Raw genomic sequence first — 25,696 nt, forward strand, 5'->3', positions numbered from 1 at the left:
GTTATCCACACCCGACGGCGGCGCCGTCCGGCCTCGCTGCCGGGTGAGACCCGCCGTATTTCGTTTCATGACCGCCAAAACCATTCGTCACTACCTGCAGTTCAAGGATTTCTCGCTGGAAGACTACGAGTACGTGCTCGAACGCACGGGTATCCTGAAGCGCAAGTTCAAGAACTACGAGACCTATCACCCGCTGCACGACCGCACGCTCGCGATGATCTTCGAGAAGAGCTCGACGCGCACGCGCCTGTCGTTCGAGGCCGGGATCTTCCAGCTCGGCGGCCACGCCGTCTTCATGAGCACGCGCGACACGCAGCTCGGCCGCGGCGAACCCGTCGAGGATTCCGCGCAGGTCATCTCGCGAATGGTCGACATCATCATGATCCGCACGTTCGAACAGGACGTGATCACGCGCTTCGCGCAGAATTCCCGCGTGCCGGTGATCAACGGGCTGACGAACGACTACCACCCGTGCCAGGTGCTCGCGGACATCTTCACGTACTACGAGCACCGCGGGCCGATCGCCGGCAAGACCGTCGCGTGGGTCGGCGACGCGAACAACATGCTGTACACGTGGATCGAGGCCGCGCAGATCCTCGGCTTCAAGCTGCGCCTGTCCACCCCGCCCGGCTATGCGCTCGACATGAAGCTCGTGTCGCCCGACAGCGCGCCGTTCTACGAGGTGTTCGACGATCCGAACGAAGCGTGCAAGGGCGCCGATCTCGTCACCACCGACGTGTGGACGAGCATGGGTTTCGAGGCCGAAAACGAGGCGCGCAAGCAGGCATTCGCCGACTGGTGCGTCGACGAGGAAATGATGGGCCACGCGAATCCGGATGCGCTCTTCATGCACTGCCTGCCCGCGCACCGCGGCGAGGAAGTGACGGCCGGCGTGATCGACGGCCCGCAGAGCGTCGTGTGGGACGAAGCGGAAAACCGCCTGCACGTGCAGAAGGCGCTGATGGAGTTCCTGCTGCTCGGCCGCCTCAAGCACTGACGCGCCGCCCAACGCACCCGCGTAAAAAAGCGCCGGTCGACGACCGGCGCTTTTCGTTTGGATGCGCGAAAACCGGCGCGCGCCGTTACAGGCAGACCGGTTCGGCCTCCAGCTCGACGCCGAACTGCGCGCGCACGTCAGCCTGGATCGCCCGCGCCAGCGCCAGCACGTCGGCGCCGGTCGCGCCGCCGCGATTGACGAGCACGAGCGCCTGGCGGTCGTGCACGGCCGCCGCCCCGAGTGCGCGCCCCTTCCAGCCGCAGCGGTCGATCAGCCAGCCGGCCGCGAGCTTCACCTGCCCGTCCGGCTGCGGATACGACACGACCTCCGGCACGCGGGCGCGCAGCGTGTCGAACTGCGCGGCGTCGATCACCGGATTCTTGAAGAAACTGCCCGCATTGCCGAGCACGAGCGGATCGGGCAGCTTCGCGCGGCGGATCGCGACGACCGCATCGAACACGTCGCGCGGCGTCGCCGCATCGGACGCGATGCCGCGCGCGTCGAGCTCGCGCGTGACGTCCGCGTAGCCGAGCCGCGGCGTCCATTGCTTCGGCAGCCGGAACGTCACCGCGACGATCGCGAACCGGCCGCGCCCTTCCCGCTTGAAGAAGCTGTCGCGATAGCCGAACGCGCAGCGCGCGGCGTCGAAGCGCTCGCTGCGCCCGGTCGCCAGCTCGACCGCGACCAGCGAATCAAAATACGCTTTCATCTCGAGGCCGTACGCGCCGATGTTCTGGATCGGCGCGGCGCCGACGGTGCCCGGGATCAGCGCGAGATTCTCGAGGCCCGGCATCCCGTGCTCGAGCGTCCACGCGACGAACGCGTGCCAGTTCTCGCCGCCACCGGCCTCGACATACCACGCGTCGTCGTCCTCGCGCACGACGCGGCGGCCCGCGATCTCGTCGAGCAGCACGATGCCGTCGAAATCGCGCGTGAACACGATATTGCTGCCGCCGCCGAGCACGAGCTGCGGCAGGCTCGCGACCCGCGGGTCGCGATGCAGCGCCTCGAACTGCGCCGCCTGCGTGATGCGCGCGGCGAAGCGCGCGCGCGCGGCGATGCCGAACGTGTTGTGCGCGGCGAGCGGATGGTCGGGAAGCAGCGACAGGGAGCAATCGTCAGGAGGCATCGGCATTCGCGGTCACGTCGGCCGGGCGGCGCATGGCCGGCCTTGGGCAAACGGAGGGGCATCGGTAAAATGGCAAACAGTCCGCAATTATAGCGAGTGCCCGCGCGCGAGCCGGGTGCCCGCATCTCAAGGGAGAATGCCATGCCATCGTTCGACGTCGTTTCCGAAGCGAACATGATCGAAGTGAAGAACGCCATCGAGCAGTCGAACAAGGAAATTTCGACGCGCTTCGACTTCAAGGGCTCCGACGCGCGCGTCGAGCAGAAGGAACGCGAGCTGACGCTGTTCGCCGACGACGATTTCAAGCTCGGCCAGGTCAAGGACGTGCTGATCGGCAAGCTGGCCAAGCGCAACGTCGACGTGCGCTTCCTCGACTACGGCAAGGTCGAGAAGATCGGCGGCGACAAGGTCAAGCAGATCGTCACCGTGAAGAAAGGCGTAACGGGCGACCTGGCGAAGAAGATCGTGCGCCTCGTGAAGGACAGCAAGATCAAGGTGCAGGCGAGCATCCAGGGCGACGCGGTGCGCATCTCGGGCACGAAGCGCGACGACCTGCAGAGCACGATCGCGATGCTGCGCAAGGACGTGACCGACACGCCGCTCGACTTCAACAACTTCCGCGACTGACCGGCCGCCGATCCGTCGCGTCATCCGGCCGGGCCCCGCACACGCGGCGCGCCCGGCGCGCGGCCAGCGCCGCGCGTGCTCAGGCTTTCCCGCCGTCCTGCGCGCCGCCGTCCGCGGCCGCCTTCTTCTTGTCGCCGATCCGGCTCTCCTGCCCCGCGAGCAGCTTCGAAATGTTGCCGCGGTGACGCCACACGAGCAGCACGCTCATCGCCAGCACGGCCCACGCGACCGGGTTGTGGCCCGGCATGCCGAACAGGAACACGTCGAATACCGGCGCGAACACGGCCGCGACCAGCGCCGCGAGCGACGAATAGCGGAAAAAGAACGCGACGATCAGCCAGGTCAGCGCGGTCGCGAGCCCGAGCACCGGGTGCACGGCGAGCAGCACGCCGGCCGCGGTCGCGACGCCCTTGCCGCCCTGGAAGCGGAAGAACACCGGGTACAGGTGGCCGAGGAACACGGCGATCGCGACCCACGCGATCGCGACGTCGGGCAGGCCGAAGCGCCGGGCGAGCCAGACGGCGATCCAGCCCTTGAACGCGTCGCCGACGAGCGTCAGGATCGCGGCCTTCTTGTTGCCGCTGCGCAGCACGTTGGTCGCGCCGGGATTCTTCGATCCGTACGAACGCGGGTCGGCCAGCCCCATCACGGAACTGACGACGACGGCGAACGACACCGAACCGATCAGGTAGGCAACGAAGGCGGCGAGCAGGATCTGCATGCGGAGGACTCTTCTTTCAACGTATCGGGAAAGGGACGGCCGTGCGCGGCAAGCCGGCAGGCCGAAACGGCGCCCATTCTACCGAACGGGCGCGGGGTGCCACGAAGGTGAAACCCTCAGTCGACGCTCGCACACTGCACCGGCTGCGCGCCGAGCAGCGACGTGAGCACCGCCGGCGCGAGGCTGACGAGGTAGCCGCGCCGGCCGCCGTTCAGGTAGATCGTCGGCAGTTCGAGGATCGTCGCCTCGACGTAGACGGGCATCGTCTTGCGCGTGCCGAACGGCGACGTGCCGCCGACGAGATAGCCCGAATGGCGGTTCGCGACGTCGGGCTTGCACGGCTCGACGCGCTTCGCGCCGATCTGCCGCGCGAGATTCTTCGTCGACACGGTGCGGTCGCCGTGCATCAGCACGATCAGCGGCTTCGCGTGCTCGTCTTCCATCACGAGCGTCTTCACGACGCTGTGCTCGTCGACGCCGAGCTGGCGCGCCGATTCGCCGGTGCCGCCGTGCTCGACGTATTCGTACGGATGCTCGCCGAACGCGACGCCATGGCGGCGCAGCAACTGGGTCGCGGGGGTTTCGGACACGTGTCTGGATTTGCTCATGGCGGCATTTTAATGGCGAACGATCGGCGAGCGCGCGATGGCGTGCCCGCGCCGGCGGTATACTCGCGGCCCGTTTTCCGCCGGCCCGCCGCATCGCCGTCGCAAGTGTGCCCATCATCGTTGCGAACATCGCGAAGCGCTATTGCCCGTTTGGCTGATTGTGGCGCGCGCGCCCTCATGGCACGATCGTTCGCAAATATCGTCGGCGCCGCCGGCCCCTCATCTGGAGACGCCATGTCCTCGCCCATCCGTTCATCCGAATCGCTCGACGTCGATGCGCTGCTCGCCGCGCTGCCGCGCCGCATCGCCGACGTGCCCGCGCACCGGGCCGCGCAGTCGCCCGCGCATCCGGCGCTGATCGAGGATGCTCGCCGGCTGTCGTACGGCGAGCTGGCGCAGGCCGTCGACGCGGCGGCCGCGCGGCTCGCTGGCCTCGGCGTGCAAGGCGGCGACCGCGTGATGATCGTCGCGGAAAACTGCGTCGCGCAGATCGTGCTGCTGTTCGCGGCCGCGCGCCTCGACGCCTGGGCGCTCGTGTCGAACGCGCGGCTGTCGGCCGCCGAGCTCGACGCGATCGCCGCGCATGCGCGTCCGAAGCTGATCGCGTTCACGACCGACGCATCGGCCGACGCGCGCACCCACGCCGAGCGGCTCGGCGCGACGCCCGCCGGCGCGCTGCCGGTCGACATCGGCGCGTGGTCGTATCGCGTCGATCCAAGCGCCCCCGCCGAACCGGTGGCCGCCGACGGCGCCGGGCAATGCGCGGCGCTGATCTACACGACTGGCACGACCGGTACGCCGAAAGGCGTGATGCTGTCGCACCGCAATCTGCTTTTCATCGCGGCGATATCGAGCACGCTGCGCCGCGTGTCTCCTGACGACGTCGTCTACACGGTGCTGCCCGTATCGCACGTGTACGGGCTCGCGTCGGTATGCGTCGGCAGCCTCTACGCAGGCGCGACGCTGCGGCTCGCGCCGCGCTTCTCGCCGGAAGCCGTGCGTGTCGCGCTCGCCGACGAAGGCGTGACGATCTTCCAGGGCGTGCCCGCGATGCACGCGAAGCTGCTCGAACACCTGCACACGCACGGCCACGCGTGGCGCGCGCCGCGGCTGCGCTTCGCGTATTCGGGCGGCTCGCCGCTCGATGCGAACCTGAAGGCCCGCGTCGAGCGCCTGTACGGCGTGCCGCTGCACAACGGCTACGGGATGACCGAAAGCAGCCCGACGATCACGCAGACGCCGCTCGACGCGCCGCGCGCGGACAGTTCGGTCGGCGTGCCGATCCCGGGCGTCGACATGCGGATCGTCGCGCCGGACGGCACCGACGTGCCGCCGGGCGAAGTCGGCGAAATCCGCGTGCGCGGGCCGAACGTGATGCTCGGCTACTACCGCGACACGGACGCGACGCGCGCGGCCGTGTCGCCGGACGGCTGGCTGAGCACCGGCGATCTGGCGCGGCAGGACGCGGACGGCGCGGTGACGATCGTGGGCCGCAGCAAGGAGCTGATCATCCGCTCGGGCTTCAACGTGTATCCGGTCGAGGTCGAACAGGTGCTGAATGCGCATCCGGACGTCGTGCAGGCGGCCGTGATCGGCCGCGCGATCGACGGCAACGAGGAAGTGCTCGCGTTCGTCGAGCTGATGCCCGGCGCGGCGGCGAACGAGGCGGCATTGCACGCGTGGTGCGCGGATCGGCTCACCGCTTACAAGCGCCCTGCGCATATCCGCGTGCTCGATGCGCTGCCGGCCGCGTCGACCGGCAAGGTGCTCAAGCACCGGCTGCGCGAACTGGTCTGACGCGGCCGCCGGCGCGCTACGCGCGTCCGCATTGCAGTCCGCGCCGCGAATGCACGCGCTGCGCGCGTCAGCCGCGCGGGTGATGCTGCGCGTGCAGCGTCCTGAGCCGCTCGCGCGCGACGTGCGTATAGATCTGCGTGGTCGAGATGTCGCTGTGGCCGAGCAGCAGCTGCACGACGCGCAGGTCGGCGCCGTGGTTCAGCAGGTGCGTCGCGAACGCGTGCCGCAGCGTGTGCGGCGACAGGTGCGCGCGCACGTCGGCCTGCTGCGCGTGACGCTTGATGATGTTCCAGAACTGCTGGCGCGTCATCCCGTCCCCGCGCGCGGTCACGAACAGCGCATCGGCCGCGCGTGCGCCGAGCAGCGCCGGGCGCGCATCGCGCAGGTAGCGTTCGATCCAGCCGTGCGCGACTTCGCCGAACGGCACGAGCCGCTCCTTCGACCCCTTGCCCATCACGCGCACGACGCCTTCGTTGAGGCCGACCTCGACCGTCTTCAGCGTCACGAGTTCGCTCACGCGCAGCCCGCTCGCGTACATCAGCTCGAGCATCGTGCGATCGCGCAGGCCGAGCGGCGTGCCGATGTCGGGCGCGCCGAGCAGCGCCTCGACCTGCGCCTCGGACAGCGTCGACGGGAATCGGGCCGCCTGTTTCGCGGACGTGATCCGCAGCGTCGGGTCGGCGCTCGCGCGATGCTCGCGCACGGCCCAGCCGTAATAGCGGCGGAACACGGACAGCCGCCGGTTCGACGACGTCGCCTTGCCGTCGCTGCGCGCGGCGATGTAGCCGGTCACCATCGCCTCGTCGGCCGAGTCGAGCGGCGCGTCGTGCGTCGCGGCCAGCCAGTGGGAAAACAGCGCCAGGTCGCGCCGGTACGCATCGAGCGTGTTGCGCGCGAGCCCGTGCTCGAGCCACAGCGCATCGCAGAACACGTCGATCGACGCGCGGCTCGCGAGCAGCGCGGGCGATGCCGCGACGGCGTCGATCTCGCTGTCGTGGTCGGCGCGGGGGGAAATCATCGGTTCGCTCATTGGTACGGCACGCCCTCGTGCGCCAGCAGCCAGCGCTTCACTTTCTGGTAATAGCCGTTGTCGTCGTGGTTCGCGAATCCGCCGAGGCCGCCCGCCGCGACGACGCGATGGCACGGAATCACGAGCGGGAAGTAGTTCGCGCCGCACGCCTGGCCGACCGCGCGCGGCGCGCTGCCGATCCGCTTCGCGACCTGGCCGTAGGTCAGCACCGTACCGGGCGGGATGTCGCTGATCACGTCCCATACGCGGTGCTGGAATGCGCTGCCGACGTCGGCGAGCGGCAGGTCGAAGCGCGCCGATGCGCGCTCGAAATAACGTTCGATCTGCTCGACCGCGCGCTTCGCGAGCGCCGAGTCCGGATCGACCGACTTCATCGATTCGGGCAGATAGACGATCTCGCGCACCACCGCGGCATCCGTGCGGATGCCGACCTTGCCGAACGGCGCGTCGATGACTGCGTTGAACATGGACTTCTCCTGACCGGGATGCGCGCGGCCCTGCCCGCGCGCCGACGACACTTTACGCCGCCTTCACGCGGCTCGCAGCGCCCATTCGACATGCTCGCGCACGATCGGCGACGGATCGTCGGCGCGGGCGCGCAGCGCGGCGACGATCGCGTCGCGCGCCGGCGGCGCGAGCCGGTCCGCGCCGGTGCGCAGCGCATTGCCGAGCCCGACCGCGAGATTGCGCAGCCAGCTTTCGTAGCCGATGCGCCGGATCGCGCTGCCCTGCATCCGCGTATCGAACGTCTCGCCGTCCCACGCGAACAGCTCGACGAGCGTCGCGCGGTCGAGGCCGTGCCGCACGTCGAAGTCGGCGACGGGCGCGGCCTGCGCGAATTTGTTCCACGGGCACACGAGCTGGCAGTCGTCGCAGCCGTACACGCGATTGCCGATCATCGGCCGCAGCGGCTCGGGGATGCTGCCTTTCAGTTCGATCGTCAGATACGAGATGCAGCGGCGCGCGTCGACGCGGTACGGCTCGACGATCGCGCCGGTCGGGCACGCGTCGATGCAGCGCGTGCAGCTGCCGCAGTGCGCGCCGGGCGCCTCGGGCGCGCTGTCGGGCGACGTGTGCGCGTCGGTCGGCAGCGGCAGGTCGACGTAGATCTCGCCGAGAAAGAACAGCGAGCCGGCATCGCGCTGCAGCAGCAGCGTGTGCTTGCCGCGCCAGCCGACCCCGGCCTTCTGCGCGAGCTCGACTTCGAGCACGGGCGCCGAATCGGTGAACACGCGGTAGCCGAACCCGCCGATCTCGTGCTCGATGCGCTCCGCGAGCGTCTGCAACCGGTTGCGCAGCACCTTGTGATAGTCGCGGCCGCGCGCATAGATCGACACGACGGCCGCCTGCGGATCGTCGAGCCGCGCCCGTTCGCGCGCGCGCCAGTCGTGCGGCGCGAGCGCGCCCGGCTCGTCGTCGGGCGTGTCGGCCGCGAGCGTTTCGGCCGGCATATAGGCGAGCCGCACGGAAATCACGCGTCGCGTACCGGCCACAAGTTCGGCCGGCCGCGCGCGTTTCATCCCATGTTTGGCCATATAATCCATTTCGCCGTGGTATCCGGCTTCCAGCCAGGCGGCGAGGCCCGCTTCGGCATCCGAGAGATCGGTGTCGCTGATGCCGATCGCCCCGAAACCCAATTCGCGCCCCCACGCCCTGATGCGAGCGGCGAGCGCAGTCAACGCCGCATCGTCGAGCGCGCACGGCGCCGCGCCTTCGCCATGAGTCGAAGGCCTGTCGGATGCGGCGCGTTCCGGTAGTCGGTTCATCGCACTATTTTACGAGAATGCCAGCCACGTCCAGCCAACCGCCTCATGCCATGTTGCCCGCCCCGCTCGCGGAGCGCGTGATCGCGCTCGCCGACGAAGCGGCAACCGAGGCCTTCGGCACCCGCTTCGCGCACGCGCTCGACGCGGCGCGCATCGAGCTCGGCCGCGCCCATGCGTTCGACGGGCTGCAGATCCAGCTGGTCGGCGATCTCGGCGCGGGCAAGACGACCCTCGTGCGCGCGATCCTGCGCGGCCTCGGCCACCCGGGGCGCGTGCGCAGCCCGACCTATACGCTCGTCGAGCCGTACGCGCTCGAGCGCAGCGACGGGGAACTCGAGGTCTATCACTTCGATCTGTATCGATTCAACGATCCGGCCGAATGGTCCGACGCAGGCTTTCGCGAATATTTCAATTCCAGCGCGATCTGCCTCGTCGAATGGCCGCAACAGGCGGGTGCGCTGCTCGGCGTGCCCGATCTGGTTTTCTCGCTCGACGTGGATGGCGACGGCCGTGCCCTCACCGTCCGGGCGTACAGCGCTTCAGGAAAGGCATGTCTCGAAAGATGTTGATCAAACCGTTCCGCTCGATCGAATCGGCGGCCACCGCGACGCACAACTGGCGGCGCCGTCAGATCCTGCGCGCGGGGGCGTCGACGCTGGTGCTCGGTCTCGTCGCGCCGCGGCTCGCGCACGCGTCGTCGGTGCTCGGCGTGCGCGTGTGGCCCGCACGCGATTACACGCGCGTCACGATCGAATCCGACCAGCCGCTGCAGAATAGCCAACAGTTGCTGCAGGGTCCCGACCGCCTGGTCGTCGATCTGAACGGCCTCGACCTCGACCAGGCGCTGCGCGATCTCGTATCGAAGATCGCGCCGAACGATCCGCAGATCCAGTCGGTGCGCGTCGGCCAGTATCAGCCGCACGTCGTGCGGATGGTGTTCGACCTGAAAGGCTCGGTGAAGCCGCAGGTGTTCACGCTGCCGCCCGTCGGCACGTACAAGTACCGGCTCGTGTTCGACCTGTATCCGGCCGTCGCGCCCGATCCGCTGTCCGACCTGATCGCGCAGACGGAACGCAAGGAACAGGCGCTCAACGACACCGCGCGCGCGCAGCAGATGCAACCGCCGTCCACGCTGGCCGGCCCGGGCACCCCGCCGCCCGGCGCGGGCGCGGGCGACAACAGCGACGCATTCTTCCAGCGTTTCGCGCAGAACACCCCGGCCGCGCCGCATACGCCGCCGGCCGCCGGCACGCCGTCGACGCCCGCGAAGCCGGCCGTCAAGCCGCCGCCCGTCATCGCGCGCCGCGACGACAACGACGACGACGGGGACACCTACAAGTTCACCGCGCCAAAATCCGGCAAGGGCGGCACGGTACGCCTGCTGACGGTCGCGATCGACCCGGGCCACGGCGGCGAGGATCCGGGCGCGATCGGCGGCGGCGGCACGTACGAGAAGCACATCGCGCTCGACATCGCGAAGAAGCTGCGCGCGAAGATCGACGCCGCCCCGAACATGCGCGCGATGATGACGCGCGACGCCGACTTCTTCGTGCCGCTGAACGTGCGCGTGCAGAAGGCGCGCCGCGTCGGCGCCGACCTGTTCGTGTCGATCCACGCGGATGCGTTCACGACGCCGTCCGCGCGCGGCTCGTCGGTGTTCGCGCTGTCCGACCACGGCGCGACGAGTGCCGCGGCGCGCTGGATGGCGAACAAGGAGAATTCGTCGGACCTGATCGGCGGCATCAACATCAAGACGGCGGACGCGGCCGTGAACCGCGCGCTGTTCGACATGTCGACGACCGCGCAGATCCGCGACTCGCTGCGCTACGGCAACTACGTGCTGAAGGAAGTGGGCGGCATCAACAAGCTGCACAAGGGCTCGGTCGAGCAGGCCGGGTTCGCGGTGCTGAAGGCGCCCGACATTCCGTCGATCCTCGTCGAGACCGCGTTCATCAGCAACCCGGACGAAGAGCGCCGCCTCAACGACGACAGCTATCGCGACGAGATGGCCGACGCGATCTTCCGCGGCATCAAGCGTTATTTCGCCGCGAATCCGCCGCTCGCGAAGAACCGGATGGCCTGAGCGTCACCCGTTCCCTGCCGCCGGCACGCCGCGCGTGCCGGCGCGTCACGATGCCGCGAAGCGGCTCAGCAGTTTCCCGCCGAACACGTTCACCGCGAGCCCGCCCATCACGAGCGCGGCGCCGATCAGCTGCGATTGCGTCAGATGCTCGTCGAGCAGCAGCGCCGACGACGCGAGCCCGACGATCGGCACCAGCAGCGAGAACTGCGCGACCTGCGCGGCCGGGTAGCGCGACAGCAGGCGGCTCCACAGCCCGTAGCCGAGCAGCGTCGCGACGAACGCGAGATAGACGACCGCGAAGATCGACGCGCCGTCGAGCCCGGCGAGCGCGGTCGCGATCCGCCGCGGCCCCTCGAACCACAGCGACAGCAGGAAGAACGGCACGGGCGGCACGAGGCTCGCCCACACGACGAGCGACACGAGGTTGGCCTTCCCGACCTTCTTCGTGACGATGTTGCCGACGGCCCACATCGCGGCCGAGCAGATCGTCAGCAGGAAGCCCGCGAGCGTCATCGCGCGGCCGCCCTGCGCGGCGATCACGACGAGCCCGGCCGCGGCGATCGCGAGCCCGACCAGGTTCTGCACGCGCAGCCGCTCGCCGAGAAACAGCATCGCGAACACCAGCGTGAAGAACGCCTGCGATTGCAGCACGAGCGACGCGAGGCCGGCCGGCATCCCGACGTACATGCCGGTGAACAGGAACACGAACTGGCCGAGCTGGATCGTCGCGCCGTACAGCACCAGCAGCCGCCACGAAATCTGCGGCCGCCGCACGAAGAACACCGCCGGCACGGCCGCGAGCGTGAAGCGCAGCGCGCCGAGCAGCATCGGCGGCATGCCGTGCAGGCCGACCTTGATCACGACGAAGTTCACGCCCCACGCCAGGATCACGACCAGCGCGAGCAGCAAGTCCTTCGGGGCCATCATCGGCGTCTCCTCGATTGTCGAATTGTCGTTGTGAAGCCGGTCAGTCTACCGGGTTTCGCCGCCGCGCCCGATACCCGCGCGGCGCATATGGAATCGGCGGCGGACGCGGTGGCTTGTGCCGCGCGGCGGACGCAGCACGACGCGTGCCTGCCGCGGCCGCCTCGCGCCGCCAGTACAATGACCGCCAACCCAGCCGCTCCCCACGAGGCCCGCCATGACCGACTCGATCAAAGCCCTGCTGAAGCCGCACGTGCGCGACATCGGCAACCTGCAGGTGCGCCGCACGCTGCCCGCGCTCGCCGCACGCCTCGTCGGCCCGTTCATCTTCTTCGATCACATGGGGCCCGCCGCACTGCCGGCCGGCACGGGGCTCGACGTGCGCCCGCATCCGCACATCGGGCTCGCGACGGTCACCTACCTGTTCGACGGCGCGATCCTGCATCGCGACAGCCTCGGCTCGCTGCAGGAAATCGTGCCGGGCGACGTGAACTGGATGACGGCCGGCCGCGGGATCGTCCACTCCGAGCGTACGCCCGACGCCCAGCGCGCGAACGGCCACACCGTGCACGGGATCCAGACCTGGGTCGCACTGCCGAAAACGCACGAGACGACCGAGCCGTCGTTCGAGCACCACGCGGCCGACACGCTGCCCAAGCGCGATGAAAACGGCGTCGCGCTGACGGTGATCGCCGGCGACGCGTTCGGGCTGCATTCGCCCGTGACGACGTTCTCGCGCACGCTGTACGTCGCGGCCGAATTCGCGGTCGGCGGCCGGCTCGAACTCGATGCGTCGCACGAGGAGCGCGCGGTCTACGTGGTCGATGGCGATCTCGCGATCGACGGCACGCCGGTGCCGGCCGAACGGATGGCCGTGCTCGCGCCGGGCGCGACGGTCGCGCTGACGAGCGGCAGCGGTGCGCGCGCAATGCTGCTCGGCGGCGACCGGATCGACGGCGAACGCTTCATCGAATGGAATTTCGTCGCGAGCAGCCGCGACGCGATCGAGCACGCGAAAGCGGCATGGACGCGCCAGGAAATGGGCAAGGTGCCCGGCGAGACCGAGTGGATTCCGCTGCCCGAATCGAAGCCGCGTTGAAAAAGCGGCGCACCGCCCCCATCCTGACGATATTCGAACGGAAGAGAACGACATGGACACCACGCTTGCCACATTCGAGAAAGACGTCATCGAGGCGTCGCTGGACACGCCCGTGCTGGTCGACTTCTGGGCGCCGTGGTGCGGCCCGTGCAAGACGCTCGGCCCGCTGCTGGAAAAACTCGAAGCCGATTACGCCGGCCGCTGGAAGCTCGTGAAGGTCAACGTCGACGAGAACCAGGAACTCGCCGCGCACTTCCAGACGCGCAGCATCCCGCACGTGATCGCGTTCGCCGACGGGCGGCCGGTCGACCAGTTCGTCGGCGTGCTGCCCGAAGGGCAGTTGCGCGCGTTCCTCGACCGGCTGCTGCCGGCGGCCGAGGAAGCCGAGCGCCGCGCCGCGCAGTACGCGATGGCCGAACAGCGCTTCGACGATGCGCTCACGCACCTCGAAGCGGCGCTCGCGCTGAACCCCGGCTACGACGACGCGCGCCTCGACCTGATCGAGCTGCTGCTCGCGCGCAACGAAGTCGACGCCGCGCGCGCGGAGACCGAGCGCCTGTCGCCGCAGACCGTGCAGAACGGCGACCCGCGCTACCAGGCGATCAAGACCCGTTTCGACGCGCTCGACGCCACGGCCGACCTGCCGCCGACCGACGCGCTCGAGGCACGCATCGCGGCGAACCCGGCCGATCTCGACGCGCGCTTCGACCTCGCGCAGAGCCTGATCGCGCGGCGCGCGTACGAAGGGGCGCTGGAGCAGTTGCTGGAAATCGTGACGCGCGATCGCGCATACGGCGACGACCTCGGCCGCCGCACGATGATCTCGGTGTTCGAACTGGCCGGCGATCGCCCCGACCTCGTCGCCGCATGGCGACGCAAGCTGAGCATGGCGCTCAACTGACCTGACGCGCGACTGGCCGGACCGCAACGGCCCGGCTGCATCGCCGTCTCGCCCGCGGCGCGCTCCCCGCGCCGCAGCGTCATCCTTCCCTGCCCGCGCGCCGCGCGCTCAGCCGGCCGCCTGTGCCGCGATCGCCCGCAGCGCATGCGCGGCCGCCGCGAAACCGAAGCTCGCGGTCACGCACACGCTCGAACCGAAGCCCGCGCAGTTGAGCCCCGCGACGTGCGCGGCAGCGGACGGCTCCGCGCCGTCCTCGATGTCGCAGGCCGCCGCTTCCGGATAGATCAGCGGCTCGTCCGAATACACGGCGCTGACCTTGAAGCGCGCCTTCGGCCCGCGCGGAAAACCGTGCTGCTTGCGCAATTGCGCGCGCACCTTCGACAACAGCGGATCCTGGATCGTCAGCGCGAGATCGTCGATGCGGATGCGCGTCGGGTCGAGCTGTCCGCCCGCGCCGCCGACGACGATCAATGGCTGCCGTTTCGCGACGCACCATGCGATCAGCGCGACCTTCGTGCGCACGCTGTCGATCGCATCGATCACGTAGTCGAAGCCGCCGCCGAGCAGCGCGTCGAAGTTGTCGGGCTCGACGAAATCCTCGATCCGGTTCACGCGGCACGCGGGGTCGATCAGCGCGATCCGCTCGGCCATCGCGTCGACCTTCGGCTTGCCGTAATTCCCGTCGAGCGCATGGACCTGCCGGTTCGTGTTGCTTTCCGCGACGTTGTCGAGATCGATCAGCGTCAGCGTGCCGACCGCGTTGCGCGCGAGCGCCTCGGCCACCCACGACCCGACGCCGCCGATCCCGATCACCGCGACGTGCGCCCGCTCGAATGCGGCGGCCGCCGGCGCGCCGTACAGGCGCGCGACGCCGCCGAAACGCCGGGCGCGATCCACGTCAAGCTGGATTTCCGGGGTCGGGGTAAGATCGGAAGAACGGGGCGGGGCAGCGTCGGCGGAGGACATGGCAGCAAGGAAAACGTAAGTCGTGCAGCCCTCTATTTTGCCTGAACTCCCCGCTCCCCCGCCCCACTGTGCACGCACGATTCTCGCGCGTTAGCTATACTGGCCCCAGATTGAAGCGTTTGCATAACATGACGACTCTCGCCGATCTTCGCATCAACTATTCGCGTGCTTCGCTCGACGAAGCCGATGCCGCCCCCGACCCGTTCGCCCAGTTCGATCGCTGGTTCAAGGAGGCGCTCGCCGCCAAGCTGCCCGAGCCGAACACGATGACGCTCGCGACCGTCGGCGCCGACCGCCGGCCGGCGGCCCGAATCGTGCTCATCAAGGGCGTCGACGAACGCGGGTTCGTCTTCTTCACCAATTACGACAGCCGCAAGGGCCACGATCTCGCCGTGCATCCGCAAGCCGCGCTGCTGTTCTACTGGATCGAGCTCGAGCGCCAGGTGCGCATCGAGGGCCGGATCGAGAAAACCAGCGCGGAAGAAAGCGACCGCTATTTCGCATCGCGCCCGCTCGGCTCGCGCATCGGCGCATGGGCGTCGGACCAGAGCACCGTGATCGACAGCCGCGCGACGCTCGAAGCGCGCGAACAGGCCGTCAGCGAACGCTACGGCGACAACCCGCCGCGCCCGCCGCACTGGGGCGGCTACCGCCTCGTGCCCGACGCGATCGAATTCTGGCAGGGGCGCCCGTCGCGGCTGCACGACCGCCTGCTCTATACGCGCGACGCCGCGGCGGCGCCGGGCTGGACGATCTCGCGCCTGTCGCCGTAAGCGCGGCGCCGGCGTGCGCCGGTCGTGTCTCGTGTTGCATCCGGGTGCCTGCGCCGCAAGCGGTGGGCGCCGGTCAAGATACTTGGCTGTATTCGATTCAACGAACAAACGGAGAATCCAAATGTTCTGGGAAAAGAAGCTGGCACAGTGGGCGGATGAAGTACGGGCAAAAGCGAACATACCGGCGCGACTCGTGCTGTGGAACGGCGATCAACTCGATTTCGGCACCTTCAGCGCGCCGCAGGTCACGCTGAAGGTGAACAGCGCATCGGCGTTGCCGCTGCTGCTCGAACCGAGCCTCGACAATCTCGGCGAGGCGTACGTGAAGGGCAAGATCGACATCGAAGGCAAGCTGTCGGACATCATCAACATCGGCTACTCGCTCGCGCGCAGCACCGTGACGAGCGCGAGCAAGCTGGCCCGCGTGAAACGCTACTTCAATCACACGAAGAGCACCGACAAGAAGGCGATCCAGTACCACTACGACGTGTCGAACGCGTTCTACCAGCTGTGGCTCGACGAGAACATGGTGTACTCGTGCGCGTACTTCGAGAACGGCGACGAGGATCTCGCCACCGCGCAGATCAAGAAGATCGACCACATCCTGACGAAGATCCAGCTCGAGCCCGGCCAGCGCCTGCTCGACATCGGCTGCGGCTGGGGCGCGCTCGTGCTGCGCGCCGCGCAGAAGTTCGGCGCGACGTGTCTCGGCGTGACGCTGTCGCAGAACCAGTTCGACCTCGCGACCGCGCGCGTGAAGGCCGCGGGGCTCGAGGACAAGATCGAGATTCGTCTGCAGGATTACCGCGAGATCGACGGCCAGTTCGACCGGATCACGAGCGTCGGGATGTTCGAGCACGTCGGCCGCAAGAACCTGCCGCTCTACTTCTCGCGCGTGCGCGAGCTGCTCACCGACGACGGCATCGCAATGAATCACGGGATCACGTCGACCGACGCGGAAAGCGGCGAAACGGCGCTCGGCGGCGGCGAATTCATCGATCGCTACGTGTTCCCGGACGGCGAGCTGCCGCACATCAGCCTCGCGCTCGAAGCGGCGCAGCGCGGCGGCCTCGAGGCGGTTGACGTCGAAAGCCTGCGCCGGCACTATGCGCGCACGCTCGATATCTGGACGGAAAACTTCGAAGCGAAAGCCGAGGAAGCGAGAAAGCTCGTCGACGACGAAAAATTCCGCATCTGGCGCGTGTATCTCGCCGGCTGCGCGTATGCGTTCGAGCACGACGACGTGTCGATCTTCCAGATCGTGTGCCGCAAGGCCGGACGCAGCGCGAAAACGCTGCCGTGGTCGCGGCGCTACATGTACGAACACGCGCTGCCGCGCTAGGCGGCGCATCACGCAGGGCATGCATGGGTGACGGCAGGACGCGGCGCAACGCGCCGCCGCAACGACAGCCGCGCGACGACGCCAACGAGTCGCACGCCGACGGACAGTTCGATCTGTTCGGCGTGCCGACGGATGCCGCACGCGCGTCGCCGCCGGACGACGATCGCCCCGCCAGCGCCGATGAGCACGTGACGCCGGACGCGCAGGATGACGCGCGACCGACGCGGCTTGCCCGACAGACCTCCCGCCCCGCCGCCGATGACGACGAGCCTGCCCCGTCGTCCGGCCTGCTGTGGGACGAACCGCCCCCGCCGGCCGCCGAGCCGAAGAAAGGCCGCCGCAAGCGCGGCGTACTGCCCGCGCCGATCTCGGCGGACGTGGCCGACGCCGCGGCAGGCCTCCCGCCGAACGTGCGGCTCGGCACGTCGTCGTGGTATTTCCCCGGCTGGAACGGCATCGTCTACGACGGCGATTTCGCGCAGACGAAGCTGTCGCGCGAAGGGCTCGAAGCGTACGGCGCGCATCCGCTGCTGAAGAGCGTGAGCCTCGACCGGTCGTTCTACGGGCCGCTGTCGGTGGCCGACTACCTGCGCTACGCGCAGCAGGTGCCCGACGATTTCCGCTTCGTCGTGAAGGCGCCGGCCGCGGTGACCGACGCGGTGATCCGCGGCCGGCGCGGCGAGCCGTCCGGGCCGAACCCGACCTTCCTCGATGCCCAGCTCGCGACCCGCGAATTCGTCCAGCCGTGTCTCGACGGGCTCGGCCGGAAAGCCGGCGTGCTCGTGTTCCAGTTCTCGCCACTGCCCGATCAGCTGCTCGCGGAGCCGGCCGCGCTGATCGACCGGCTCGCCGCGTTCTTCGCGGCGCTGCCGCCGCTGCCGCCGGACGCCGACGGCACGCGCTACGCGATCGAGATCCGAGACGCGAGCCTGCTCACGCCGCGCTTCATCCGCGCGCTGGCCGCGCTCGGCGTGCGCTACTGCGTCGGCCTGCACGCGCGGATGCCCGACCCGCTGCGCCAGGCCGCCGCGCTCGCACTGCTCGACGGCGATGCGCCGGGCCCGCTGATCGTGCGCTGGAGCCTGCACGGCGGCTTCAAGTACGAGCAGGCGAAAGCGAAATACGAGCCGTTCGACAAGCTCGTCGACGAGGATCCGGCCACGCGCTCGGCGCTCGCAGAACTCGCCGCGCGCTATGCGCTGGCCGGGCAGCCGGTGATCATCACGATCAACAACAAGGCGGAAGGCTCCGCGCCGCTGTCGTGCATCGCGCTCGCCCGCGAAATCGCCGCCGCGTGCGCGCAGTGGCGCAACGAGGCGGCTTGACGCTGGTTTCGCCGGCTTGCGCCGCCGACGCTCAGGCGCCGCGCAGCGACTTCAGCCGGTGCGAGAACTTCTGCCGGAATTTCGCGAGCTTCGGCCCGATCACGACCGAGCAATAGCCCTGCCCCGGGTTCCGCGCGTAATAGTTCTGGTGATAGTCCTCGGCCGGCCAGTAGTTGCCGTCGAGCGGCACGACCTGTGTGACGATCGGCTGGCCGAACACCTGCTCGCGTTCGAGCTCGCGGATCACGTCGAGCGCCGTGTCGCGCTGCGCATCCGAATGCGTGAACACAACCGACCGGTACTGCGTGCCGACGTCGTTGCCCTGCCGGTTCAGCGTGGTCGGATCGTGCGTCGCGAAGAAGATCTCGAGGATCTCGCGATAGCCGATGCGCGCCGGATCGAACGTCACGTTGACGACTTCCGCGTGGCCGGTGTCGCCTTCGCAGATGTCGCGATAGCCCGGGTTGCGCGTATGGCCGCCCGCGTAACCCGACTGGACGGCCGTCACGCCGTCGACGTCGAGAAACACGGCCTCCGTGCACCAGAAACACCCGCCTCCGAGCGTCGCGGTTTCAAGCATCTCGTTCCCCATGAAATCAGTCCCTCGTGGATGAAGGCAGCCGGCACGCCAGTACCGGCGCCATCGTTTCGCGTCGCCGCCGCCCGCCCGCGGTGCGGCACGCAGCGGCACTCCGGCAAGTATCTCACTCGCGCGCGAAACTGGCAGATCACCCAGGTGCCGCGCCCGACTCGCCTGCACGATTCTCGTCTACACTTAGGCACGCGCTAGCACGGCGGCAAACCCGCCGCCACGCGCGCAGCGTTCGATGCATGCCCGACCCTGATGCAAACATCATCTGCCGGAACATCGCTATGCATGCCTTAACAGAATTCACCCGCATCACCCGCCCGGCCGCTGCCGCGTCGCGAGGCGCCGCTTCGGCTGCTTCATCACGTTGCCGCCCGTCCGCCCCGCCGCCGGTGCGGCGATCCGGCCTGTCGCCGTCACCCGCTTTCCCCGCTTTCACGATCTGATGCACGGCGCCGCGCGTGGCACCGACACGTGCGTCCGTGCGTCGATCGCACCCGCCGGCACGATGCACCCCGCGCGGCCATCCCGACCCGCACGCCCGCAACGAACGGCCGTGCGTTCACGATCCCAACCCATCGAGGAGGCATCACCATGAGCATGCGGCCCGACCCGACGTTTCACGCTTCGCCCGAGCTTGCGATGCAGGCGCCGGCGGAAGCGTTTGCCTATACGTTGTTGCTGAGCCCCGATTTTTCCAGACCCGACGCGCTCGCCGTGATCGACGTGAAGCCCGGTTCGCCGACGTACGGCAAGATCGTCCATACGGTGACGATGCCGAATACCGGCGACGAGTTTCACCATTTCGGCTGGAATGCGTGCTCGTCGTCGCTGTCGCCGCTCACCGGCCATGCGTTCCTCGAGCGCCGCTTCCTGATCATCCCCGGCCTGCGCTCGTCGCGCATCTACGTGATCGACACGAAGCCGCATCCGACGCAGGCGCGCATCCACAAGATCATCGAACCCGACGAGATCTTCGCGAAAACCGGCTATTCGCGGCCGCACACCGTGCATTGCGGCCCCGAGGGCATCTACGTGAGCACGCTCGGCGGCGCGGGCAAGGACGGCACCGACGGCGCGCCCGGCATCTTCATCATGGATTGCGAGACCTTCGACGTGCTCGGCCGCTGGGAGATCGACCGCGGCCCGCAGGACAAGCATTACGACTTCTGGTGGAACCTGCCGCGCGACTACATGGTGTCGAGCGAATGGGCGCTGCCGCCGCAATTCGAGAACGGGATCGTCCCCGAGGACCTGCTCGCGAACAAGTACGGGCACCGGCTGCATTTCTGGGACCTGCGCGCGCGGCGCAACGTGCAGACGATCGATCTCGGCGCGCAGCACCAGATGGCGCTCGAGGTGCGGCCCGCGCACGACCCGGTGCGCGAATACGGATTCGTCGGCGTCGTGGTCGACACGACCAATCTCGAAGGCTCGATCTGGACCTGGTGGCGCGAAGACGGCAAGTTCCATGTGAAGAAGACCGCGACGATCCCGGCCGAGCCGGCCACGGCCGACGAGCTGCCGCCGCTGCTGCAAGGATTCGGCGCGGTGCCGCCGCTCGTGACCGACATCGACCTGTCGCTCGACGACCGCTTCCTGTACGTGTCGTGCTGGGGCACCGGCGAGATGCGCCAGTACGACGTGTCGGACCCGCACAACCCGGTGCTCGCCGGGTCGGTGCGCATCGGCGGCATCGCGCGCCGTGCGCCGCACTCGAACGGCCGCGCGTTCGCGGGCGGCCCGCAGATGGTCGAGATCAGCCGCGACGGCCGGCGCGTGTACTGGACCAACTCGCTCTATTCGACGTGGGACGATCAGTTCTATCCGGACGGCGTGCCGGCCGCGCAGGTGCTCGCGCATGCGGGGCCGGACGGCGGGCTGACGCTCGCCGACGACTACTGGGTCGAATTCCCCGACGGCTATCGCGCGCACCAGATCCGGCTCGAAGGCGGCGACTGCTCGACCGACTCGTTCTGCTATCCGTCGGTCAAGCGTTGAGCGCCGGCCTTCCCGCGCCGTTCGCGCTGTGGGCGGCCGTGCTCGCGAGCGGCGTCTATCACGGGCTCAACCCGGCGATGGGCTGGCCGCTCGCGGTGTCGAACGCGCTGATGACGCGCCGCGGCCGCGCCCTCGTCGCGGCGCTTGGCTATCTCGCGGTCGGTCATGCGCTGGCCGTCTTCGCGGTGATGCTGCCGTTCGGGCTGCTCGCGGCGCTGCTCGCGTGGCAGTCGGCGATCCGGATCGGCGCGAGCGCGCTGGTGATCGGCTTCGGCGCGGTGCTGCTGATCCGGCGCCGGCATCCGCGGGCGCTCGCGCGGATTCCGCCGGCGCGGCTCGGCCTGTGGTCGTTCGCGGTCGCGCTCGCGCACGGCGCGGGGCTGATGCTCGTGCCGATCTACCTCGGTCTGTGCGGGCTGGATCGCGATGCCGGCCACCGCGCGGCGGCAACGCTCGTCGATGCGCATCTCGGGATGGCGCTCGTCGTCGCGGCCGTGCATGCGGCCGCGATGATCGCCGCCGGCGGCGGGCTCGCGTGGCTCGTGTACCGCTATCTCGGGCTGAAGTTCGTGTCGCGCAGCTGGTTCAATCTCGATACGGTGTGGGCGTCGAGCCTGATCGTCACGGGGGCGTTGTCGCTCGGGCTGGCGGCGGCGCGATAGCGCGGGTAGCGATCGCGCGCTGGCGCAACGACATGCCGCGCGGCATGGCCGCGGCGTTAAAAACGGGACAGAACCGCGCTGCCGGTCGCGCGCCGCAGTGTTCGCTACGTCACCCTGCCGTCGCGATGCGCCGCCCGACCGGGCCCGGCGGCCCCGATTCCGCTAAAATCGGGCCATGCGCACCCCTTCCCAATCGACCGCCTTGTCGTCTTTCGTCCGCCGCACCCGTCACGCCCGTGTCGTGTCGCGCCCGCCCGTCCCGTTCCGGATGGCTGCCCGATGAGCCAGGCCAATCCGCCGGATTTCGACGCGGCCGCGTTCCGGCAAGCGCTCGGCCAGTTCGCGACGGGCGTGACGGTGATCACGACGCGCGCGCCGTCCGGCCAACTGATCGGCATCACCGCCAGTTCGTTCAATTCCGTTTCGCTCGATCCGCCGCTCGTGCTATGGAGCCTCGCGCACAAATCGGCGTCGACGCCCGTGTTCCGCGGCAACAGCCACTACGTGGTGAACGTGCTCGCGGCGTCGCAGCTCGACCTGTGCAAGCGCTTTTCGACCTACAAGGGCGACCGCTTCGAAGGGATCGCGCATGCGGCCGGCAACTCCGGGATGCCCGTGCTCGACGGCGCGCTCGCGTGGTTCGAATGCCACAACCGCAGCCGCTACGACGAAGGCGACCACGTGATCTTCGTCGGCGAAGTGGAACGCTGCGGCGTGCGCGCGGTATCGGACACGGCGCCGCCGCTCGTGTTCCACGGCGGCGGCTTCCACGGCCTCACACCGCTTTGATCGCCCCCGTGCGCGCCAGCCCGACCGGCGCGCCCGCTTCGTCCTTCAGCGTCTGCAGCACGATGTTCGAACGGATGTCCATTACGCCCGGCGCCTTGTACAGGCGGTTCAGCACGAAATCCGAATAGTGCTTGAGGTTGTGCGCGAGCACGCGCAGCAGATAGTGGCTCTCGCCCGTCACGACGAACGCGCCGACCACCTCCGGCCATTCGCGCAGCGCTTCCGCGAAGCGCTCGTGCCATTGATTTTCTTCGTTGCGCATCGACACCTGCACGAACGCCTCGAGCTCGAAGCCGAGCTTCTCGCGGCTCAGGCACGCGCGATAGTGCTCGATCACGCCCTGCTCCTCGAGCAGGCGCATGCGGCGCAGGCAGGCGGATGGCGAAAGCGAGATGCGTTCGGCCAGGTCGAGATTGCTGATTCTGCCCTCCTCCTGCAATACCGCCAGAATCCGGCAGTCGGTGGCATCGAGCGTGATCGCGTGCATTTTTGGTCCCCGTTTTCCCTCTGAGTCGAATTATCTGCCAATCCGGCGGATTGTCCATGTTTATTTCGCAAGCACTTTCTGCGAGCGTCCACCTATCATTCGAAGCATCGATTCACGCTTCGTCATGCCATGGACACACTCTGGGACATTTCGCCGCCAGTCAGCCCCGCCACGCCCGTGTGGCCGGGCGATACGCCGGTTTCCGTCGAACGCGTGTGGCGGATGGAGGCCGGTTCGCCGGTCAACGTCGCGCGGCTGACGCTGTCGCCGCACACGGGCGCGCACTGCGACGCGCCGCTGCACTACGACGCCGACGGCGCGCCGATCGGCGCGGTGCCGCTCGACACCTATCTCGGCCCGTGCCGCGTGATCCATTGCATCGGCGCATCGCCCGTCGTGCGGCCGGCCGATGTGGAAGCCGCGCTCGACGGCGTGCCGCCGCGCGTGCTGTTGCGCACTTATGCGCGCGCCGCGGTCGAGCAGTGGGACAGCAACTTCTGCGCGGTCGCGCCCGACACCGTCGACCTGCTCGCCGCGCACGGCGTGAAGCTGATCGGCATCGATACGCCGTCGCTCGATCCCCAGGAATCGAAGACGATGGATGCGCATCACCGCGTACGCGCGCACCGGATGGCGATCCTCGAAGGGATCGTGCTCGACGACGTGCCGACCGGCGACTACGAACTGATCGCGCTGCCGCTGAAATTCGCGACGCTCGACGCGAGCCCCGTGCGCGCGGTGCTGCGCGCGCTGCCCGCGCAGGCTTCCTGACTACCCGACCTACGACCTCACATCATGATGATCAAGACCCGTGAAGATGCGCTCGCGCTCGACCGCGACGACCCGCTGGCCCCGCTGCGCGACCAGTTCTCGCTGCCCGACGGCGTGATCTACCTCGACGGCAACTCGCTCGGCGCGCAGCCGCGCGCGTCGGCCGCCCGCGCGCAGCAGGTGATCGGCGCCGAATGGGGCGAAGGCCTGATCCGCAGCTGGAACACGGCCGGCTGGTTCGCGCTGCCGCGCCGCCTCGGCGACAAGCTCGCGACGCTGATCGGCGGCGCGCCCGGCGAAACGGTCGTCACCGACACCATCTCGATCAACCTGTTCAAGCTGCTGTCCGCGATGCTGCGCCACCAGGCCGAGCGCGCGCCCGAGCGTCGCGTGATCGTGTCGGAGCGCTCGAACTTCCCGACCGACCTGTATATCGCGCAAGGGTTGATCGAGCAGCTCGGCGGCAACTACGAACTGCGCCTGATCGACGATCCGGCCGACCTGCCCGGCGCGCTCGGCGCGGACACGGCCGTCGCGATGATCACGCACGTGAACTACCGCACCGGCTACATGCACGACATGCCGGCCGTCACGCAACTGGTGCACGATGCGGGCGCGCTGATGCTGTGGGATCTCGCGCACTCGGCCGGCGCGGTGCCGGTCGATCTGAACGGCGCGCGCGCGGACGGCGCGGTCGGCTGCACGTACAAGTACCTGAACGGCGGCCCCGGCTCGCCCGCATTCGTGTGGGTGCCGCAGCGTCACCTCGCGCATTTCTCGCAGCCGCTGTCGGGCTGGTGGGGCCACCGCGCGCCGTTCGCGATGCAGCCGGGCTTCGCGCCCGACCCGGGCATCGCGCGCTTCCTGTGCGGCACGCAGCCGATCGTGTCGATGTCGATGGTCGAATGCGGGCTCGACGTGTTCCTGCAGACCGACATGCAGACGATCCGCCGCAAGTCGCTCGCGCTGACCGACGCGTTCATCGCGCTCGTCGAGGAACGCTGCGCGGGCCTGTCGCTGAAGCTCGTCACGCCGCGCGCGCATCACCAGCGCGGCTCGCAGGCGAGCTTCGAGCATCCGCACGGCTACGAAGTGATGCAGGCGCTGATCGCGCGCGGCGTGATCGGCGACTACCGCGAGCCGTACGTGCTGCGCTTCGGCTTCACGCCGCTCTATACGCGCTTCGCCGACGTATGGGATGCGGTCGAGACGCTGCGCGACATCCTCGCCACCGACGCGTGGAAGGCGCCCGAGTTCGCCGAACGCGGCGCGGTGACCTGAGCGGTGTTGCGTGGCGCGCCGCCGCATGCGCAGCGCGCGCCACGCGTTCGTCATTCAAATCTGGAGAAAGTCGTGAATTCTGGTCATATGCAGCCGCCCGGCGGCGACGCGCCGGCAGGCTGCCCGTTCTCGGGCACACGCGCCGCACAACCGGCGCAAGCCGCGCACGAGGCCCCGCACGTGCCGGGCGAGGCCAACGCTCAAGCCGGCTGGCACGACGCGCAGCTCGATTTCTCGAAGTCGATGAGCTATGGCGACTACCTGTCGCTGAATTCGATCCTCGATGCGCAGCATCCGCTGTCGCCCGATCACAACGAGATGCTGTTCATCATCCAGCATCAGACGAGCGAACTGTGGATGAAGCTCGCGCTGTTCGAGCTGCGCGGCGCGCTCGACGCGGTGCGCACCGACGCGCTGCCGCCCGCGTTCAAGATGCTCGCGCGCGTGTCGCGCATCCTCGAGCAACTGGTCCAGGCGTGGAACGTGCTGTCGACGATGACGCCGTCCGAGTATTCGGCGATGCGGCCGTATCTCGGCCAGTCGTCGGGCTTCCAGTCGTACCAGTATCGACAGCTCGAATTCCTGCTCGGCAACAAGAACGCGCAGATGCTGCAGCCGCATGCGCACCGGGCCGACATCCTCGAACAGGTGCGCGCGACGCTCGAAGCGCCGTCGTTCTACGACGAGGTCGTGCGCCTGCTCGCGCGGCGCGGGTTCCCGATCGCGCCCGAGCGGCTCGAGCGCGACTGGACCCAGCCGATGCGGCACGACGAGACGGTCGAGGCCGCGTGGCTCGAGGTCTACCGTCATCCGCAGCAGCACTGGGAACTGTACGAGATGGCCGAGGAACTCGTCGATCTCGAGGATGCGTTCCGCCAGTGGCGCTTCCGTCACGTGACGACGGTCGAACGCATCATCGGCTTCAAGCAGGGCACCGGCGGCACGAGCGGCGCGCCGTATCTGCGCAAGATGCTCGACGTCGTGCTGTTCCCCGAGCTCTGGCACGTGCGCACCACGCTGTAACGCAC

At 68.8% G+C, this 25,696-nt stretch carries 26 protein-coding genes; 16 read left to right on the plus strand and 10 right to left on the minus strand.

Annotated features, from left to right (window positions below; genetic code table 11):
- The first annotated feature begins 67 nt into the window (after positions 1-67).
- Positions 68-997, plus strand: coding sequence for an ornithine carbamoyltransferase (gene argF, locus J8I33_RS06715; protein ID WP_027785240.1), 930 nt, complete (start codon positions 68-70; stop codon positions 995-997).
- 85 nt (positions 998-1,082) lie between these two features.
- Here the strand turns inward: argF and murB are convergent, their stop codons facing one another.
- Positions 1,083-2,132: a UDP-N-acetylmuramate dehydrogenase gene (murB, locus tag J8I33_RS06720; RefSeq protein WP_124639440.1), complete on the minus strand. Its 1,050-nt coding sequence runs from the start codon at positions 2,130-2,132 to the stop codon at positions 1,083-1,085.
- A 135-nt stretch (positions 2,133-2,267) separates the two neighbouring features.
- On the opposite strand from murB, the gene J8I33_RS06725 reads away from it, so the two are divergent.
- Positions 2,268-2,753, plus strand: coding sequence for a YajQ family cyclic di-GMP-binding protein (locus J8I33_RS06725; RefSeq protein ID WP_006482217.1), 486 nt, complete (start codon positions 2,268-2,270; stop codon positions 2,751-2,753).
- A 79-nt stretch (positions 2,754-2,832) separates the two neighbouring features.
- Here J8I33_RS06725 and plsY read toward each other — a convergent pair whose 3' ends face one another.
- Both plsY and ybaK read right to left on the minus strand, forming a co-directional pair.
- Entirely contained in the window at positions 2,833-3,474 is a 642-nt protein-coding gene (plsY, locus tag J8I33_RS06730) for a glycerol-3-phosphate 1-O-acyltransferase PlsY (protein ID WP_209926305.1), read from the minus strand.
- A 116-nt stretch (positions 3,475-3,590) separates the two neighbouring features.
- Positions 3,591-4,082: a Cys-tRNA(Pro) deacylase gene (gene ybaK / locus J8I33_RS06735; RefSeq protein ID WP_047898865.1), complete on the minus strand. Its 492-nt coding sequence runs from the start codon at positions 4,080-4,082 to the stop codon at positions 3,591-3,593.
- 234 nt (positions 4,083-4,316) lie between these two features.
- On the opposite strand from ybaK, the gene J8I33_RS06740 reads away from it, so the two are divergent.
- Entirely contained in the window at positions 4,317-5,879 is a 1,563-nt protein-coding gene (locus tag J8I33_RS06740; RefSeq protein WP_209934028.1) for an AMP-binding protein, read from the plus strand.
- Positions 5,880-5,946: 67 nt separating this feature from the next.
- Here the strand turns inward: J8I33_RS06740 and xerD are convergent, their stop codons facing one another.
- The 3 genes from xerD to queG all read right to left on the minus strand — a co-directional run bounded on the left by xerD (position 5,947) and on the right by queG (position 8,675).
- A complete protein-coding gene (gene xerD / locus J8I33_RS06745) occupies positions 5,947-6,909 on the minus strand; it encodes a site-specific tyrosine recombinase XerD (protein ID WP_209934036.1) in 963 nt (320 codons plus the stop codon).
- A complete protein-coding gene (locus J8I33_RS06750; protein ID WP_050017046.1) occupies positions 6,906-7,376 on the minus strand; it encodes a methylated-DNA--[protein]-cysteine S-methyltransferase in 471 nt (156 codons plus the stop codon). Before J8I33_RS06750 ends, xerD begins: the two co-directional genes overlap by 4 nt.
- Before the next feature lie 63 nt (positions 7,377-7,439).
- The gene (queG, locus tag J8I33_RS06755; RefSeq protein ID WP_209934043.1) at positions 7,440-8,675 is read right to left on the minus strand and encodes a tRNA epoxyqueuosine(34) reductase QueG; all 1,236 of its coding nucleotides are present in this window, start codon (positions 8,673-8,675) and stop codon (positions 7,440-7,442) included.
- A 17-nt stretch (positions 8,676-8,692) separates the two neighbouring features.
- Between queG and tsaE the strand changes: the two genes are divergently transcribed.
- Both tsaE and J8I33_RS06765 read left to right on the plus strand, forming a co-directional pair.
- Positions 8,693-9,244, plus strand: coding sequence for a tRNA (adenosine(37)-N6)-threonylcarbamoyltransferase complex ATPase subunit type 1 TsaE (tsaE, locus tag J8I33_RS06760; protein WP_050017041.1), 552 nt, complete (start codon positions 8,693-8,695; stop codon positions 9,242-9,244).
- Entirely contained in the window at positions 9,226-10,758 is a 1,533-nt protein-coding gene (locus tag J8I33_RS06765) for an N-acetylmuramoyl-L-alanine amidase (protein WP_050017039.1), read from the plus strand. The genes tsaE and J8I33_RS06765 overlap by 19 nt, the downstream gene beginning before the upstream one ends.
- A 45-nt stretch (positions 10,759-10,803) precedes the next feature.
- Here the strand turns inward: J8I33_RS06765 and J8I33_RS06770 are convergent, their stop codons facing one another.
- Positions 10,804-11,682 carry an EamA family transporter gene (locus J8I33_RS06770; protein WP_185625052.1) on the minus strand — a complete coding sequence of 293 codons (879 nt, stop codon included), beginning with the start codon at positions 11,680-11,682 and terminating at the stop codon, positions 10,804-10,806.
- A 217-nt stretch (positions 11,683-11,899) separates the two neighbouring features.
- Here J8I33_RS06770 and J8I33_RS06775 point away from each other — a divergent pair, with 217 nt between their 5' ends.
- Both J8I33_RS06775 and trxA read left to right on the plus strand, forming a co-directional pair.
- Positions 11,900-12,781: a pirin family protein gene (locus J8I33_RS06775; RefSeq protein WP_050017036.1), complete on the plus strand. Its 882-nt coding sequence runs from the start codon at positions 11,900-11,902 to the stop codon at positions 12,779-12,781.
- A gap of 52 nt (positions 12,782-12,833) precedes the next feature.
- Complete coding sequence (gene trxA, locus J8I33_RS06780) at positions 12,834-13,682, plus strand: thioredoxin (protein ID WP_050017034.1); 849 nt, start codon at positions 12,834-12,836, stop codon at positions 13,680-13,682.
- Between the two features lie 108 nt (positions 13,683-13,790).
- Here trxA and J8I33_RS06785 read toward each other — a convergent pair whose 3' ends face one another.
- The gene (locus J8I33_RS06785) at positions 13,791-14,648 is read right to left on the minus strand and encodes a tRNA threonylcarbamoyladenosine dehydratase (protein ID WP_050017033.1); all 858 of its coding nucleotides are present in this window, start codon (positions 14,646-14,648) and stop codon (positions 13,791-13,793) included.
- A 128-nt stretch (positions 14,649-14,776) separates the two neighbouring features.
- Here J8I33_RS06785 and pdxH point away from each other — a divergent pair, with 128 nt between their 5' ends.
- The 3 genes from pdxH (at position 14,777) to J8I33_RS06800 (ending at position 18,088) form a co-directional block, all read left to right on the plus strand.
- Positions 14,777-15,421: a pyridoxamine 5'-phosphate oxidase gene (gene pdxH, locus J8I33_RS06790; RefSeq protein ID WP_209934047.1), complete on the plus strand. Its 645-nt coding sequence runs from the start codon at positions 14,777-14,779 to the stop codon at positions 15,419-15,421.
- A 121-nt stretch (positions 15,422-15,542) separates the two neighbouring features.
- Positions 15,543-16,763, plus strand: coding sequence for a cyclopropane-fatty-acyl-phospholipid synthase family protein (locus tag J8I33_RS06795; protein WP_050017030.1), 1,221 nt, complete (start codon positions 15,543-15,545; stop codon positions 16,761-16,763).
- Positions 16,764-16,786: 23 nt separating this feature from the next.
- Positions 16,787-18,088: a DUF72 domain-containing protein gene (locus tag J8I33_RS06800; RefSeq protein WP_209934049.1), complete on the plus strand. Its 1,302-nt coding sequence runs from the start codon at positions 16,787-16,789 to the stop codon at positions 18,086-18,088.
- Positions 18,089-18,119: 31 nt separating this feature from the next.
- On the opposite strand, the gene msrA is transcribed toward J8I33_RS06800, so the two are convergent.
- Positions 18,120-18,680, minus strand: coding sequence for a peptide-methionine (S)-S-oxide reductase MsrA (gene msrA / locus J8I33_RS06805; RefSeq protein ID WP_050017027.1), 561 nt, complete (start codon positions 18,678-18,680; stop codon positions 18,120-18,122).
- A 591-nt stretch (positions 18,681-19,271) separates the two neighbouring features.
- On the opposite strand from msrA, the gene J8I33_RS06810 reads away from it, so the two are divergent.
- From J8I33_RS06810 to J8I33_RS06820, 3 genes are all read left to right on the plus strand, one after another.
- A complete protein-coding gene (locus J8I33_RS06810) occupies positions 19,272-20,678 on the plus strand; it encodes a selenium-binding protein SBP56-related protein (protein WP_050017025.1) in 1,407 nt (468 codons plus the stop codon).
- Positions 20,675-21,340, plus strand: a complete 666-nt coding sequence (locus J8I33_RS06815) for a hypothetical protein (RefSeq protein WP_050017023.1) — start codon at positions 20,675-20,677, stop codon at positions 21,338-21,340. The genes J8I33_RS06810 and J8I33_RS06815 overlap by 4 nt, the downstream gene beginning before the upstream one ends.
- Before the next feature lie 279 nt (positions 21,341-21,619).
- Positions 21,620-22,129 carry a flavin reductase family protein gene (locus J8I33_RS06820; protein WP_050017021.1) on the plus strand — a complete coding sequence of 170 codons (510 nt, stop codon included), beginning with the start codon at positions 21,620-21,622 and terminating at the stop codon, positions 22,127-22,129.
- Here J8I33_RS06820 and J8I33_RS06825 read toward each other — a convergent pair.
- Positions 22,116-22,616: an Lrp/AsnC family transcriptional regulator gene (locus J8I33_RS06825; protein ID WP_006477992.1), complete on the minus strand. Its 501-nt coding sequence runs from the start codon at positions 22,614-22,616 to the stop codon at positions 22,116-22,118. The two genes, J8I33_RS06820 and J8I33_RS06825, sit on opposite strands and share 14 nt — an antisense overlap.
- 129 nt (positions 22,617-22,745) lie before the next feature.
- Here J8I33_RS06825 and kynB point away from each other — a divergent pair, with 129 nt between their 5' ends.
- From kynB to kynA, 3 genes are all read left to right on the plus strand, one after another.
- Complete coding sequence (gene kynB, locus J8I33_RS06830) at positions 22,746-23,387, plus strand: arylformamidase (RefSeq protein ID WP_050017019.1); 642 nt, start codon at positions 22,746-22,748, stop codon at positions 23,385-23,387.
- A 30-nt stretch (positions 23,388-23,417) separates the two neighbouring features.
- Positions 23,418-24,668 carry a kynureninase gene (gene kynU / locus J8I33_RS06835; RefSeq protein ID WP_124557329.1) on the plus strand — a complete coding sequence of 417 codons (1,251 nt, stop codon included), beginning with the start codon at positions 23,418-23,420 and terminating at the stop codon, positions 24,666-24,668.
- A gap of 87 nt (positions 24,669-24,755) precedes the next feature.
- Positions 24,756-25,691, plus strand: a complete 936-nt coding sequence (gene kynA / locus J8I33_RS06840) for a tryptophan 2,3-dioxygenase (protein ID WP_050017015.1) — start codon at positions 24,756-24,758, stop codon at positions 25,689-25,691.
- The last annotated feature ends 5 nt before the right edge of the window (positions 25,692-25,696 follow it).

Source organism: Burkholderia sp. AcTa6-5 (assembly GCF_017815075.1).
In the GTDB taxonomy this organism is placed as follows: Bacteria; Pseudomonadota; Gammaproteobacteria; order Burkholderiales; family Burkholderiaceae; genus Burkholderia; species Burkholderia sola.

Bases quoted from the DNA above. Each gene is read 5' to 3' on its own strand.
- argF (WP_027785240.1), top strand. From the start codon at position 68: ATGACCGCCAAAACCATTCGTCACTACCTGCAGTTCAAGGATTTCTCG.
- murB (WP_124639440.1), bottom strand. From the start codon at position 2,132: ATGCCGATGCCTCCTGACGATTGCTCCCTGTCGCTGCTTCCCGACCAT.
- J8I33_RS06725 (WP_006482217.1), top strand. From the start codon at position 2,268: ATGCCATCGTTCGACGTCGTTTCCGAAGCGAACATGATCGAAGTGAAG.
- plsY (WP_209926305.1), bottom strand. From the start codon at position 3,474: ATGCAGATCCTGCTCGCCGCCTTCGTTGCCTACCTGATCGGTTCGGTG.
- ybaK (WP_047898865.1), bottom strand. From the start codon at position 4,082: ATGAGCAAATCCAGACACGTGTCCGAAACCCCCGCGACCCAGTTGCTG.
- J8I33_RS06740 (WP_209934028.1), top strand. From the start codon at position 4,317: ATGTCCTCGCCCATCCGTTCATCCGAATCGCTCGACGTCGATGCGCTG.
- xerD (WP_209934036.1), bottom strand. From the start codon at position 6,909: ATGAGCGAACCGATGATTTCCCCCCGCGCCGACCACGACAGCGAGATC.
- J8I33_RS06750 (WP_050017046.1), bottom strand. From the start codon at position 7,376: ATGTTCAACGCAGTCATCGACGCGCCGTTCGGCAAGGTCGGCATCCGC.
- queG (WP_209934043.1), bottom strand. From the start codon at position 8,675: ATGAACCGACTACCGGAACGCGCCGCATCCGACAGGCCTTCGACTCAT.
- tsaE (WP_050017041.1), top strand. From the start codon at position 8,693: ATGCCAGCCACGTCCAGCCAACCGCCTCATGCCATGTTGCCCGCCCCG.
- J8I33_RS06765 (WP_050017039.1), top strand. From the start codon at position 9,226: ATGTCTCGAAAGATGTTGATCAAACCGTTCCGCTCGATCGAATCGGCG.
- J8I33_RS06770 (WP_185625052.1), bottom strand. From the start codon at position 11,682: ATGGCCCCGAAGGACTTGCTGCTCGCGCTGGTCGTGATCCTGGCGTGG.
- J8I33_RS06775 (WP_050017036.1), top strand. From the start codon at position 11,900: ATGACCGACTCGATCAAAGCCCTGCTGAAGCCGCACGTGCGCGACATC.
- trxA (WP_050017034.1), top strand. From the start codon at position 12,834: ATGGACACCACGCTTGCCACATTCGAGAAAGACGTCATCGAGGCGTCG.
- J8I33_RS06785 (WP_050017033.1), bottom strand. From the start codon at position 14,648: ATGTCCTCCGCCGACGCTGCCCCGCCCCGTTCTTCCGATCTTACCCCG.
- pdxH (WP_209934047.1), top strand. From the start codon at position 14,777: ATGACGACTCTCGCCGATCTTCGCATCAACTATTCGCGTGCTTCGCTC.
- J8I33_RS06795 (WP_050017030.1), top strand. From the start codon at position 15,543: ATGTTCTGGGAAAAGAAGCTGGCACAGTGGGCGGATGAAGTACGGGCA.
- J8I33_RS06800 (WP_209934049.1), top strand. From the start codon at position 16,787: ATGGGTGACGGCAGGACGCGGCGCAACGCGCCGCCGCAACGACAGCCG.
- msrA (WP_050017027.1), bottom strand. From the start codon at position 18,680: ATGGGGAACGAGATGCTTGAAACCGCGACGCTCGGAGGCGGGTGTTTC.
- J8I33_RS06810 (WP_050017025.1), top strand. From the start codon at position 19,272: ATGAGCATGCGGCCCGACCCGACGTTTCACGCTTCGCCCGAGCTTGCG.
- J8I33_RS06820 (WP_050017021.1), top strand. From the start codon at position 21,620: ATGAGCCAGGCCAATCCGCCGGATTTCGACGCGGCCGCGTTCCGGCAA.
- J8I33_RS06825 (WP_006477992.1), bottom strand. From the start codon at position 22,616: ATGCACGCGATCACGCTCGATGCCACCGACTGCCGGATTCTGGCGGTA.
- kynB (WP_050017019.1), top strand. From the start codon at position 22,746: ATGGACACACTCTGGGACATTTCGCCGCCAGTCAGCCCCGCCACGCCC.
- kynA (WP_050017015.1), top strand. From the start codon at position 24,756: ATGCAGCCGCCCGGCGGCGACGCGCCGGCAGGCTGCCCGTTCTCGGGC.